The sequence below is a fragment of the Paenibacillus stellifer genome, from assembly GCF_000758685.1.
Classification (GTDB): domain Bacteria; phylum Bacillota; class Bacilli; order Paenibacillales; family Paenibacillaceae; genus Paenibacillus_AQ; species Paenibacillus_AQ stellifer.
The window spans coordinates 1,440,350-1,453,531 of record NZ_CP009286.1 but is presented as its reverse complement, the minus strand read 5'-3'; the positions used below and the strand labels follow the sequence as shown (position 1 = coordinate 1,453,531).

General features: G+C 55.8%; 14 protein-coding genes. 1 reads left to right on the top strand and 13 read right to left on the bottom strand.

What is annotated here, in order from left to right; translation table 11 throughout:
- Positions 1-16: 16 nt before the first annotated feature.
- The 13 genes from PSTEL_RS06610 to PSTEL_RS06550 all read right to left on the bottom strand — a co-directional run bounded on the left by PSTEL_RS06610 (position 17) and on the right by PSTEL_RS06550 (position 12,458).
- Positions 17-1,717: a DUF6382 and FHA domain-containing protein gene (locus PSTEL_RS06610; protein ID WP_038694350.1), complete on the bottom strand. Its 1,701-nt coding sequence runs from the start codon at positions 1,715-1,717 to the stop codon at positions 17-19.
- A 39-nt stretch (positions 1,718-1,756) separates the two neighbouring features.
- Positions 1,757-2,266, bottom strand: a complete 510-nt coding sequence (locus PSTEL_RS06605) for an A24 family peptidase (protein WP_038694349.1) — start codon at positions 2,264-2,266, stop codon at positions 1,757-1,759.
- A gap of 26 nt (positions 2,267-2,292) precedes the next feature.
- Positions 2,293-3,318, bottom strand: coding sequence for a TadE/TadG family type IV pilus assembly protein (locus PSTEL_RS06600; RefSeq protein ID WP_084064787.1), 1,026 nt, complete (start codon positions 3,316-3,318; stop codon positions 2,293-2,295).
- A 16-nt stretch (positions 3,319-3,334) separates the two neighbouring features.
- Positions 3,335-5,482: a hypothetical protein gene (locus tag PSTEL_RS06595; RefSeq protein ID WP_156995805.1), complete on the bottom strand. Its 2,148-nt coding sequence runs from the start codon at positions 5,480-5,482 to the stop codon at positions 3,335-3,337.
- Between the two features lie 225 nt (positions 5,483-5,707).
- Positions 5,708-6,379 (bottom strand): TadE/TadG family type IV pilus assembly protein, encoded by a 672-nt coding sequence (locus PSTEL_RS06590; protein ID WP_038694344.1) that lies wholly within the window; start codon positions 6,377-6,379, stop codon positions 5,708-5,710.
- Between the two features lie 8 nt (positions 6,380-6,387).
- Positions 6,388-6,573 (bottom strand): Flp1 family type IVb pilin, encoded by a 186-nt coding sequence (locus PSTEL_RS06585; RefSeq protein WP_038694342.1) that lies wholly within the window; start codon positions 6,571-6,573, stop codon positions 6,388-6,390.
- A gap of 12 nt (positions 6,574-6,585) precedes the next feature.
- On the bottom strand, positions 6,586-7,458 hold the full coding sequence (locus PSTEL_RS06580) for a type II secretion system F family protein (protein ID WP_425415275.1): 873 nt from the start codon (positions 7,456-7,458) through the stop codon (positions 6,586-6,588).
- 10 nt (positions 7,459-7,468) lie between these two features.
- Complete coding sequence (locus PSTEL_RS06575) at positions 7,469-8,308, bottom strand: type II secretion system F family protein (protein ID WP_038694338.1); 840 nt, start codon at positions 8,306-8,308, stop codon at positions 7,469-7,471.
- Positions 8,305-9,564: a TadA family conjugal transfer-associated ATPase gene (locus tag PSTEL_RS06570; protein WP_038694336.1), complete on the bottom strand. Its 1,260-nt coding sequence runs from the start codon at positions 9,562-9,564 to the stop codon at positions 8,305-8,307. Before PSTEL_RS06570 ends, PSTEL_RS06575 begins: the two co-directional genes overlap by 4 nt.
- Complete coding sequence (locus tag PSTEL_RS06565) at positions 9,561-10,736, bottom strand: P-loop NTPase family protein (RefSeq protein WP_052098237.1); 1,176 nt, start codon at positions 10,734-10,736, stop codon at positions 9,561-9,563. Before PSTEL_RS06565 ends, PSTEL_RS06570 begins: the two co-directional genes overlap by 4 nt.
- A gap of 174 nt (positions 10,737-10,910) precedes the next feature.
- Positions 10,911-11,408, bottom strand: coding sequence for a thiol-disulfide oxidoreductase DCC family protein (locus PSTEL_RS06560; protein ID WP_245625093.1), 498 nt, complete (start codon positions 11,406-11,408; stop codon positions 10,911-10,913).
- Between the two features lie 136 nt (positions 11,409-11,544).
- Positions 11,545-11,823, bottom strand: a complete 279-nt coding sequence (locus PSTEL_RS06555) for a hypothetical protein (RefSeq protein ID WP_038694334.1) — start codon at positions 11,821-11,823, stop codon at positions 11,545-11,547.
- A gap of 200 nt (positions 11,824-12,023) precedes the next feature.
- Positions 12,024-12,458: an organic hydroperoxide resistance protein gene (locus PSTEL_RS06550; RefSeq protein ID WP_038694332.1), complete on the bottom strand. Its 435-nt coding sequence runs from the start codon at positions 12,456-12,458 to the stop codon at positions 12,024-12,026.
- A 201-nt stretch (positions 12,459-12,659) separates the two neighbouring features.
- On the opposite strand from PSTEL_RS06550, the gene PSTEL_RS06545 reads away from it, so the two are divergent.
- Entirely contained in the window at positions 12,660-13,142 is a 483-nt protein-coding gene (locus PSTEL_RS06545) for a glutathione peroxidase (protein WP_038694330.1), read from the top strand.
- Positions 13,143-13,182 lie beyond the last annotated feature (40 nt).

Here is a 13,182-nt window from a genome sequence, read left to right as displayed (position 1 = left end):
TCGAAGGTCCGGCTGCCTACTGCTGTCTGAACGTATAGCTTCCTTTAATAATGGTGAACGTATCGCCATCGGTTAGGGGATATTCCTTATAGGGAACCATTGTCTCTCCCCGAAACCGGGTGCCGTTGCGTGAATCCAAATCCTTCAGCACATAGCCGCCTCCGCTGCGAGATACCTCGGCATGGACTCTCGAGGCTCCTTCCGATAGCTCCACATACTGGGCAACCTCCTGAGATCGCCCGATGATAAAGCTTGTACGGTTCAGCTCGATTCTCTCGATCCCCTCACTGCTTTCAGTACCTGCCTCTTTCCGCTCAAGATAGGGCTGCACTGCTCTGGGCTGTTCCCTCTGCTTGGCCTCATTCTTATCATGGACCAAGAGTACAGTGGCTGGACCCGATTCGCCAAGCTGCGGCTTGGCCGCTGCTGCCGCAGGTTTGCCCTGCCAGATCGGGTTAACCTGTAGGAACTCCTTCTGGGAAGCCAATTGCGGCCGTTCCCCACCCTTAAAGAACTCTCCGAAATCCGCGTCTCTGAAAAATGGCATGTCCGCACTTTCCCGCGAAACGGATAATTCCTCTTCTTCCGCCTCTGAACGGTTCCGGGTTCGCATCTTGCTTCCGGGCCAAACCGCTTCCCATTTTCCAAGCCAGGTTAATCCGCAGACCGCGATCAGCAGAACGCTCACGGCTCCGCAGACCAAGAGTCCCGTTCGTCCGGGATGGTCGAGGTATAAATATTTCCACAGCAGGGCATCCAGCAGAACGCTTCCCAGCAGCACATAGGTTTTGACTGGAGCCCCTTTATCGGTACCGCCAACCGGCTTGTCATCTTCCGCTTCCGCTTTCATCTCCTCTTTCGCCTCGTTCGCGTTGCGTCCAGCCCTGACACCGGGTCCTGCGGTTCCCCAAGATTTGAGCCAATCCTCTACTGACGGCAAGCTTCGGCCTGACACAGACTTGTCCGCCACAGCAGTGCCCAAATCGGCCGCGCCTTGTGCATTATCTTGATCACGGGCGGAAAATCGGATGCTGTTCTCGAGTTCTTTTTCCCAAAAAAGACGTTCAACCGGAACATCCCCCGCTTTCGTATGAAGTGCAGGAGCATAGTCCGCATGTTGGCCGCTCTGACCTTCCTCTTCACTCTCCATGAACAATGCGGACAGCAGCTCCTTGCAGCCGTTTACCGAGAAATCCTCCTCACCGCAGTAGTGAAGCAGCCGCTGCAGACCGTCACCCCTGAGCTCTGTGATCTGAGGCATCATCACCAGAATCAATCCCTTAAGGCTGTCTCCCAAAGGACGAACCGGCTCCTCCATCTGAAGCGGGACATAGGTCAGGAATACCTTCCCTCTCTGCAGCGGTCCCTCTACAAAAATGTAATCCTCATGCAGCGCATACTGCTCCGGAGACAGCATATGCAGACGTCCCTCTTCGATTCCCTGAACGATCTGGAGCAGCAGTCCATACAGCCCGGACAATGTCAGCCTCGTTCCCTTCAGAAGATGGGACAGCAGCTTTTTTCCGGATACATGATATTCCAGGGTTACGTTCATATCGATCTCTTTGATAAACAGACGCAGATGATGCGGAATATCAAGCGTAGTGAGCATCCGGCTCTGGATGGAATGAATCCGGGATGCAGGAATCTCCTCCTGAACTCCCAGCACCATTCTCATCCCTTCATGCCGGGTGAAATCCCGCGTTAATCCAAACATGGGCGCCCCCTCCTTTTCATAATCGGTTCATTGTTCCCGTCAGAAGGTCAAGAACACGGCGACAAACGCGGGGATGACAGCCAGCATAAAAGGAAAGCGAAGCGGTTCACTGTCCATAACCTTCAGGCTCACCCACCTCGGCACGTAGAAGAATCCTTGGAGCAGACGCCATATTCCGCGCAGCCTTTGGAAGCTCTCCCGTCTCTTCAGTACAAGGAACCAGCCGATCACCGCCGCGAACAAAAGCGAGAAGAGGATTACCTGTACGGTAAACGCCGCCCCGGTCCACGCTCCGATTCCCGCAAACAGCTTGACATCGCCGGCCCCCACAGCTCCGGCCATATGCATCAGCAGCAGTGGGAGAAAGCCCGCCGCCGCACCGGCGGCCGAGAACATCACCCCCTTCCAGCCACCGCCCGCTCCCTGGATCACGAAACCGGCGAGTACGGCGGGTCCCGAAATCCAGTTCGGTATTTTCATGGTCAGCACATCGGTCAAGAAAGCCGCCGCCAAAAAGGGCAAACAGCCCCAAAAAGCCCAGTCGTTCATTTGCTGCTCCTTCTTTTTGCAGTTTTTCAGTTGTTAGCCGCAACATTAAATTGTCCCTCCGCTCTTCGTCCATCTTCCGTCTCTATGACAAAGGTTGGAGTTGAACCCGGCGTCGTCCGCCCTCCGACCGTCCACTCCCAGGTAATATAGCCATCTTCATCAGCCTGCTTCCAGCCCAGGAATTTCGCGGTGCTTCTGCCGCTCTGATAATAAATCGTCAAATTGACCGATTCATTTGGCTTAACCCGTATGCGGATTGTCCCTTTATGCCAGGGAATCGCGGGGTTCGGCTTCTCCAGAATGGAAATGCTGCCGGCCTCTTCCCCTTCACCGTCTCCGCCTTCTTGGCCATTTTCTGTCTCCCCGATCCATGCCCTCTCCATAGCCGAAGCTTCAAGGACGATGCTGCGTCCGATAAAAGGGACTTTCATCGGCAGCTCATAGCTGACCTCTATCCCGAAGTATGGCTCCGACTTCCCGTCCAGCTTGGGGATTGTTACATTGGATACATGAATCCGGTTATAGTCCAGTATTCCGGAGGACAGATAGGGTTTTAGCAGCGGTTTGACGGCCGAATCCAGCACAGCCTCGGATGCCTCGGCCTGAAGCTCCTGCAGCGGTCCTTCCCCGCTATGCGCCGCCGACTTCACCCAATTGTCCAGCGGGGAGGGCAGCTCCGAGGCGTATCGGTCCGCCCATTCTTCCACCGAAAGCCTCGGAATGGTCCAACCCTTCGAGGATGATTCGCCGGTATCCGGAGCGCCAGAAGCACTGCCGGCTCCTGATTCGGTGTTCCCGGACCCGGAAGCAGCGCCCGAATCACTTGTTTCCTCCAGCTGCTGAACCGCCAGCGCAGCGGGATACATATGCGAGGCCACCTCCTTTACCGTGTCGGATACCGTTCCCTGAAGAGCAGTCGAGAACAGCGTCATCTGCACAATAAAGATCAGGAAGATCACGAACAGGAGAAAAAAGGGCATGACCATGGCCGCCTCGACAACCATGCTTCCTTCATTTTCTTTCAAGCCTCTCCCTCTGCATCTGTCGGTCACCGTCTGCACCCCCCTGTCAGTAAGCAAAATGAGCTTTCACTGTTTTATAGTACAGTCCGTCTTCCATTTCTCCGGGAACCGCACCCGAAGACGATAACAGCTCCATAATGCCGGGGAGGAACCAGAGACGCATGCCCAGCCGGACCTCGGCCGACACCGCTGTACTCCTCTCGGCAGGATTGATCCCGGTATTAAGCCGGATCAGCGCCAGCATACGGGACAGTTCTGCGTCTCCCGATCCATGCAGCACCATGAACAGCCTTAAGTAATCGCGATAGGTCAGATTAGCCTGTATGTAGGCCGATAATGGAACTTCCCCATTGGTGCACAGCAGTACCATGTCCTTAATAGCCTCTGTCAAGCCATACAGCAGGGCGGCCGCGACAACAAGCAGCGGATTTCCAAGGCCCGCCTTCTCTACGAATCCCTCCATGGTCCGCACAGCCAATCTCACCGTAAAAATTTCACTGTATGCAGCCGCGACATTCAGTCCCGGCTTATCCAGGCCGTACAAAATGTACTCCAGCTCCTGGTTGTGCGGACTCAGTTGTTCCACTACCCTTTGTCCGATTTCATCTGCGGACCCTGAGGTCAAACCCTTTAATTGCGTGATATCAAATGCGGGAAAGTACTGAGCACTATATTCCGTCTGAAACAGTCTATCCCTCGAAGCAAGGAGGACATCGCCCAGCGATTCGAATAGATGATCCATCATGTTCATCGCTGCCTCTCCCTCCTGAAACGGTTCATCTTCTTGATCCCGGCCCGAAGTATTTTGATCCAATGCCTGATTATAGGCCAGACTTTCCTCGTAATACCGGTTCAGTTCATTGAACTGTTCGGCTGCCTCCCCCGCTGCGGAGTTTAATGAACGGAGACCCTCGATAATCTCTCTGACATCGGCGAGCTTGCCACGCGCCTCCCTTTCTGCAGCTTTTCGTTCTGCATCAGAGCCACGATGCTGCTCAATTTGCGCCATCTCTCCATCAAGAACGGTTCCGCCGTTTCCATAATCCCTAACATAACGGTTCAAAATGCCGGCTGCCCCGGTTACCATGTTTTTTTGAGCATAGGAGCTGTCCGACAATCCCAACTGCCCAGGATTGATGCCTCCCGATAGACCCGAAGCCTGTGAATAGGCTTCACGAGCTCTTCGCTGCTGCTCCTGGAGGCGGTTCTCCATGCCGTCAAATTCAGCCTGATCCATCAGCAGCTGCTCCGCTTGTTCCCGGATACGGGGAGTCGCGGCTTCGTTCCCCGAGTCCGGAATATCCCAGGAATCAGCGGAGGAATAGCCGCTTGAGCCTGGGGATTCTACGGACTGCCGGATCTTCTCCCGCATCTCCTCATTAAGTGATTTCGCTTCTGCAAGGGCATCCTCCGCCTTCCGGGCGAGTTCATCCTGATTGCTCCGCCATGCCGCCAGCGCAGAGTCCAGCCGGGACAGCATATTGGCGGACTGCGTAAGATAAGAGGCAATCTCATAGGTGTGACTGGGAAGCTCACCCGGTTCCCGGTCGCTGTCCTCCCGGCTCTTTCGGACATAGTCGCCGTATTGGGCGACGATGTCGCCCGCGCTGGAGATATGCCCGATCGAAGCATCGGATATAGCTCCCGAAACCGGAGACACCGTAAGCTCAAGCACAGACCGGGCGTTCTCGGCCGCTTGGCGCCGCAGATCCAGCATCTTGTCGAGCGCGGCCTCGCGCCGGTCGTATAGAGGCTCAAGTCCGGCATACAGGTTCATGGTCTTAGAAGCTTCATCCATGGCCCCCGACAAGCCCTTGAATTTCCCGGCAAGCTCCAGCGCAAAATCGACAGGCGCTTTGATCTTCATCTCTTCATTGATCTGATGACGGAATACCTCGTAACTCCCCAGTGTACTTCCCCATTCCAGCGATGAAGAGTCATAGCCCAAAGCCACGAGGTTGAAGCCGTCGCTGCGGCCGCTCTTCTGGACCGAACCGGCAAGGGTCCGGGAGAACAGCTCATCTCCATTACTTGATCCAAAGGCGAACAGTCCATAGCGGCTGAGCAGCTCCGTATCGTAGGCCGACATCAATGACCTGACTCCGGCCCTAACCAGCCGCTCACTTTGAACGCTGGCAGCCGTCATCCGCGAATAATCGATCAGAACGGCGGAGAACAGAAATACAAAAGCCAATACCATAATTAAAAATACCGAAACCGAGCCTTCGCTTCCGTGTCCCGGAGGAACACCCAACCTGAAAAGACGGCGTAAGCGGCAAGCTGTTCTTCTCATCATTACAGTTCCTTTCCCGACCGGACTCCCTGCCTCAATCTGCACCTTGGCCCTTCAGCCCGATCCCAAGCCTTTGTCGGTCTTCATTTCTTATCCGGCTCTGGCCTATTCACCCGAATATCGGCCTTATTTCTTGCCCAGTTTCTTCACCATCTCCGATGCATCGTCCTTCTTCATGCCGGTCTCCTGCCCGCTTCCACCGGAGGTCCCGCGAAATTTGGCTCCATAATAGCGCATTAAGTCCACAGTACGAATAAACTCGACAGGCTCCACTATAAGCGATCTTGAATCGGCTTCCGGCTGCGCTCCGTCGGATAGCAGTTCGTCGATTACGGGAAGATGCAGCATTTTCGACACCCGTGTGCTCACCGCTCTTCCGGAAAGGCTGTAGCTGTAGTTCATCTCACCGGTCATTTCACCGGGAATCCGGACCGCGGCATTGCCCAGCTTGATTTCGGGAAGCCCCCCGTCTCCTTCTTCCGAAGGAAGGGTAATCCCAGCCGCATTCTGATCTGACCCGAGTCCGAACAAGCCGCTGAGCAGGCGGTCATCGCCAATCCGCCAATAGAGTGAATCATATTCCCCAGCGGTAAAAGATCCGTCCTTGGCCTTATGGCTGTTATCCCAATTAAAAGCCGCCTGCTCCGAAGCGGAGGCCGCCACTTGAAGCAGCATGGATTTCTGATAGGCATACAGGCAAAAGAACAGCAGCAGCATCGTGATGCACATGATAATCGGCAGCACCATGGACGCCTCAAGCGTGAAGCTCCCTTCGTCGCTTCGCAGTCTGCTACGCATGGCGGCGGTTAATCGAAAACCTTCCGGCTCTTCTCGCCGGCGATGTCGATCAGGTTCTCCACAACTTCCTGAATTTTATCTTTGAACAGCAGCACGACGGCGATCAGCACGGCGATGATCATAATCATTTCAAGCGTTCCCAACCCTTCTTCATCCCGCCAGAAGCTCTTGCCCTTCTCCACTAACGTCAGCATATATTCACCCTCCTACATATTCATCATCATAAAAGCCGGCGTTCCCACCAGAACAATAACAATCAGAAAAATAACAACCATCGGAAACACAAGCTTTGAGGACGCCTGCTCGCCCCTCGTCCGGCTGACCGCCTTGCGCTTCTCCCACAGCAGCCGGGACAAATCCCTCAGCGCGAGCACGAACTCGCCGCCGCCCCTGCGCATATTCAGCAGCACGGTCGTCGCAAAGAGCGAGACCTCTGGCACCGCGCAGCGCTTGCTGAAGTTCTCGAATGCCTGCTGGAACGAGTAGCCTCCGTTCCACTCCGCCGACATCACCGCAAGCTCCCGGTACAGCGGATTCGCGTCGCTCTTCCGGGTCTCCAGGCAGCGAAGGATCGCCCGCTGCACCGTCTCGCCCGCACCGACCAGCAGCACAATGCCGTTCAGCAGCTCCGGCAGCTCCATCATCATCAGCTGCTCGCGCAGCTTGACCTTCTTGTGAAGATCGGCTGCAAGAGCCGCGGGCAGCGCAGCCGCAAGCGCCAGCCCCAGCACAAGGAGTCCCGCTTCCCCGCTAAGCGCCGCCAGAACCCAGCCGCTGAGAGAGAGAAGCCAGTGATAGGCCAGCATTTCCGCCATGAACAGGAGCGTTAGCTCCGTGCTGTGCCGCTGTCCGTAAATGCGCTGAATCGACCGCTGCAGCCGAAAGACAAAAGCCGGAAACCTCGCGGCGGCGTTCACCCGTTCCAGCAACAGGAGGAACGGCTCCGAAATCTGCCTTAGCTTCATGCCTTCGGCCGGCAGCCTTCGAAGCGCTGCATAGCGGCTGCCGCTTGCCAATCGGAGCATCAGCCAGGCAGCCAGCCAGGTGGCCGCCGCAACTCCGCAGATCCATCTCAGAATGATCACTCCTTTACAGCGGAATATTCATGATCTTGCCGATCCAGAGAAAGATCAGGCCGAGTCCGGCCAACGCCAGAGTCGAGATGATCATGCCTGCACCGGTGTACATAGGCTGCATATAATCCGCAGCGCTCATGTTCATGAAGAGCAGCATAATGAGCGGAGACGCCAGCAGCGCTTTGGCTTCAAACCGTTTCTGGGATATGCTGACGGCGATCTCCTGCTGGATATCCAGCTTCTCGCCGATAATGGCCGAGGTGCGCCGCACGATCTCCACCAGATCCCCGCCCGTCCGCTTGGACACGGAGAAGACGTCGGCGAAGCGCCTTATATCCTCCATGTCCGCCCGGCCGCTGAAATCCTGAAGCGCCTCTTCGATGGGCTGCCCGTACTCAAGCCTTGCGCATATGATCTCAAGCTCGGCAATCATGTCGCTTCCCCCTTCCGGATCAAGCATACGCAAATCCTGTATAGCCTCCCGGAAAGCATTCTCCACCGACCTCCCCGCCGACAGCGAGGACGAGAGCGAGAACAGCATCTGCTTGAACTGGAGATTCAGCGCGGAACGCCTTCGCTTGAGCCGGTAATCCTGCCAGATCCGCGGAGCCCGCAGCCCTCCGGCCGAAACCAGCAGCGCGAGAGCAAGGTGGTGATAGAATAAATAACCGATCCCGAACAGGAACAGACTGCCTGTGAGAACCGCGAGCACTTTCTCTCTCCGGCCGGGAATATACATGGTATAGTCGGTCAGCCTTTGGGAAGACGGTGCGCTGCTGGCGGCCCCTTCTCTTGAGCGGGGCGCAGATGAGACAACTACCCGTGAGGCTCTATTCTTCAACAATCCGCTCATCCTCTCCCCGCCCCGGTTACTTCGAAACGCTTCAGCGGGTTCTTCCGGACTCCCGCCATCTCAAGCTTCGCGGTGTTCTTCAGAGGATTTCCGCAGGGCGCTAGCACGCCCTTGATCCGGCCCTTGTTCTCCCCGTCTTCACGGAACTCGAACAGGGGGTTCAACTGCACTTCACCCTCAGCCATTCCGGTGACTTCGCAAATCTCAACAACTCTTCTCGTCCGGTCCCGGAGGCGGGCCAGGTGAATGATGATATCAATCGCCGACCCGATCTGCTGTCTGACGACCTGAACCGGAAGCTCCGCGCCGCTTAGCACCATCGTCTCCAGCCGGCTGAGCATGTCACGGGCGCTATTCGAGTGACCGGAAGACAAGCTGCCTTCATGTCCGGTGTTCATCGCCTGCAGCATATCAAGCGCCTCTGCACCCCGCACCTCGCCGACAACGATCCGATTGGGGCGCATGCGAAGCGAGGAGCGGATCAAATCGCGGATCGTAATTTCGCCTTTGCCTTCCGTATTCGCGTTTCGGGTCTCCAGCGACACCAGATTCGGGACGGTTACGATTTGCAGCTCCGCCGAATCCTCGATGGTAACTACGCGTTCCTCCGGCGGAATGAACTGGGACAAGGCATTGAGAAAGGTCGTCTTGCCTGATCCCGTGCCGCCGCTGATGAAGAGGTTGTACTTCGCCGCAACCAGGAGCCGCAGCAGCTCTGCCGCTTCTTCGCCGAGTGTCTCCCTCCGTACCAGATCCTCCATCGTCATCGGAGAATCCGGGAACTTGCGGATCGTCATCGCCGGTCCCTTCAGCGCCACAGGCGGAAGCACAACATTGACCCGCGAGCCGTTTCGGAGACGGGCATCCACAATCGGAGACGACTCGTTGACGACCCGGTTGACGTCGGAGACGATAACCTGGATAATATCCTCCAGCCGCGCGGCCGATTCAAACCCTTCCGGCAGACGGCGGATTTCACCCTCCTCCTCGACAAAAATTTCCCGGTAGCTGTTCACCATAATCTCGCTGATAGCCGGGTTATCCACCAGCGGCTGCAGCACATCAAGCCCCCGGAAGGAATCGAACAGCCGGCGGACAAGGGCATGCTTCTCATGCGCCGTCAGCGACTTCAGCTCCTCCCGATCAAAGATCGTCCGCTCGATATGCGTAATCAGCTCTTCATCGCCAACGGATGATCTTACATCAAGGCCTGCGCGGATATCGCTGCGGAGGGTTCGGAACAGTTCGTCGCTCATGTCCTCACACCGGATGAAAGAACCGCCTCCGCCTGCGGAGCCCCAGTAATCGCCTGGCACAAGCTGGCAATGCCATGCTGAAATGGAGGGGAATTAAGCAGAAGCTCCCCAATTCCAGGCAGACTCCAGGAGGAAATATAGGGCAGAACCGCATCCGGCTCCAAGTGTTCGGGAAGTTGGATCTGCCTTACTCCATCCTTGACGAAGTTCACCGCGAGCAGACTGCGCTCCCGCAGATCGGCTATCGCCTCCGGATGGGAATCCTGCATCTCCTCGAGATGAGACGCCCATCTTCCCAGCTTATAGGCGCTGGCCTCATCGTCCCGGATCACCCAGACGAGCCGGTCGCTGCACGCCATCGCCCCCCTTGTCCGGTCTTCATCAATGTCGCCGGTATCGATAAGGATAAGATCATAACCTCCATCCGCCGCGAGCCGAGCGATCAGCTCTCTGGCGTCCCTTTCGCTCATCTGCAGCATTTCCTTCACGTTAGCAACAGGCCGGAACGTATCGCAGCGCAGCGCATCCAATCTGACCGCATAGGGAGCGATCGCAATTTCCTCCGGCTTCTCCCGCTCGCGCGAGGCCTGGATCTCGTAGAGCAGCCGTTCAAGTCCCGGCCCGCTTCCTCCGGGAGGACGCAGATACAGTCCGCTGCTGTTCACCGCCTCCAGGTTGAGATAGAACACGGACAGCCCCTGGCTTCCGAACAGCTTCGCCATATTCATCGCCACCGTCGTCTTGCCGCTGCTGCCGCTGGGCGAGACGACCCCGATGACAAGCGGACCGCCATCAGACCGCCCCTCCTTGCGGGTCCGTCTCAGCTTGCCCAACTGAATCACGGCGGACAGCAGGGAAGGCAGCGCCTGGTATTTGGCAATTCTTCTTCCATGAGCCGCACTGCCGTTGCTCCAAGCAGCCATGCTCCCGTTCTCGTCCAGAACTGCCCAAGGCACCTCCGAGCGTCCTTCCACCAGCCAGGCTTCAATGAATTCGGGATCGCCTACCACAGCATCCGGCGTCTCTCCGCGCTTCATATAATCCCTGAAAGCCTCCATTCGGCTGAACGCCTTCACCTTCAGCATTTCGCCATACTCACTGTGCTGGATGTAGTGCAGCAGCGGTTCGATATACTCGGTCTCACGCACCGCAAACACAATGCCAGCGGCCATATTTACTCCCCCTTTTGTCCAAAACAGCACAAAAAAGCACCGTCAATAACCGCGTCAAACGGTCAATGAACGGTGCTTCCGTTGCTGATTCCTTTAATTTACAGTTATACTAGCATACCTAAGAGGAACTCGGCAATATTTAAAAATCGGAATGTTTCCTTCCAGGGAATGCATTTAGAGGAATCGCCGCTTAATGTCGGGAGTGGGCATCAGACAGCGGTCATCCCGGCCGAACCAGCGGTAGCGGTTCCGGGCCACGAAGGAGTACAGATGGTCCCGAAGCGGTCGCGGAACGGCGATCAGCGCATAGGCGGCCGGCCACGGAAACGGAAGGCGCCGCAGAATGCGCAGTGCCGCCGCGGAATGCGAATAATAACGGCCCTGCTCGATCAGCACGACGGTATCCAGCTGTTCCGCATTAAGCCCGCCCCGCTTCAATAAATACCGCCCGATATCGCTCTGCAGCGGCGCGAAGCGGAACCGCCCCTCCGGGTCTCGGGGGATGATAAAAGCGACGATCCACTGGCATAAATGGCAGACGCCGTCAATCAGCACAATGGACTCCTTCCCGGCATCCTCCAGCCTTGCAATCTCTGCCGGCGGCGCATCGCCGCCTGCTGTTATCCCGGAGTTCCCGGTCTTCATGTCCTGCGCGGACTCTCGCTCCTTCAAGTTCTGTCCCCCCTTCCTGTACCCGTATCATTCCCCATTTTCGGGCAAACTAGGATAACTCCAGCGAAGCTTATACATTCATCAAAAAATAAAAAAACGCGGGAATGCTCCCGCGCCTCACGCTCTTGCTGTGGCCTTATTCGCCTACTGTCTTCTCGATCCAGTTGTCGCCAATCATCTGATCTTCCAACTCGCCCGTGAAGGCTTCCATACATTTACAGATGAAGTCTTTGCGGCATACCGGACAAGGCGTCTTCAGCAGACGGCTGATGTTCGTCATTCTCCATTCCGGATTGCGGTGGTAGAAAGCCCGGCACTCCGTTCCGTCGGCGAGCTTGAGAATGAATTCGTACAGCCCTTCCTTTTCGTTGCTGCTGGCTTTGGTCACGTTCGTGATTACGGGTTTATAAGACATGTTCATCACCTATTATCTTAAATTTTGGCTCATTCCAAGCGTATTTCCGTTGCTTCAGATACTTAGACATCTTAAAGAATTTTGCAGGTGATGTCAACCGAAGGCCCCCTCTATATGCGCGCAAAAATCCCCGCCCTTTCCCGGAAGAAAGAACGGGGATACCGATTCCAGGTATTCATTTTAACATTAATGACGACAGCTTACTGCCGGCTCATCTCCACGACATTCAGGTTGACGTCGATATTGCCTCTCGTCGCTTTGGAGTACGGACAGAAATCATGCGCCTTCTTCGCAAGCTCCTCCGCCTTGGCATGGTCGACACCGGTCATTTTCACATCCAGAGTAACCGCCAGCTTGAATCCGCCGTCGCTCTCGTCCTTGCCGATCGATACGTTGGACACAACTTCCACGTCCTGCAGCTTCACGCCCTCCTTGCGGGCCACGTTGGCCAGAGCGCTCTCGTAACAGGCGCCATAGCCTGCCGCGAACAGCTGCTCGGGATTGGTGCCGGAACCGCCCGGACCTCCCAGCTCTTTGGGCATGCTAAGGTTATGCTTCAAGGCCCCGTCGGAGGATTCGAAAGATCCTTCACGCCCGCCGCGAACCGTCGCTGAGGCCGTATACAGTGCTTTCATTGCAATCGTCTCCTTTGCCTGAACAAATTTGGAATGAACAAACCGAACTTGAGCATCCAAGACCCTTTTTACTCAAGTTCGTCTCCCTATGTATTTAAACTTCGTCAAGACTTTGAAACGGAAAAAATAAAAGATATTGACCCCTTAAATAAATAGTGTACAATTAAATAGTATAAAATCATAATTAAGGAGGCCCTTCCGTTGAGCATTTACGATTATCAAGCCAACACCCTTCGGGGTAATGAAGAATCCTTGTCCAAGTACGAAGGCAAAGTGCTGCTGATTGTGAACACGGCCAGTAAATGCGGCTTCACTCCCCAATACAAAGGTCTGCAGGAAGTGTACGACAAATTCAAGGACCGCGGATTCGAAGTTCTCGGCTTTCCGAGCAACCAATTCGCATCCCAGGAACCCGGAAACAGCGATGAGATCGAGGAATTCTGCCAGTTGAACTACGGTGTTACCTTTCCCATGTATGAAAAAATCGACGTCAACGGCGATAACGCCCATCCCCTGTTCAAGCATCTGACGAAGGAAGCGCCCGGAGCTCTCGGCTCCAAGCGGGTCAAATGGAACTTCACCAAATTTCTGGTGGACCGCGAGGGCCGCGTGCTGAAGCGATTCGCCCCGACCACAACCCCGGAGAGCTTGCAGGACGAGATTCAAGCTTTGCTGGACAAATGACGAAAAGGCGGTCTCCTTAAGGGAGGCCGCCTTTGCTGTT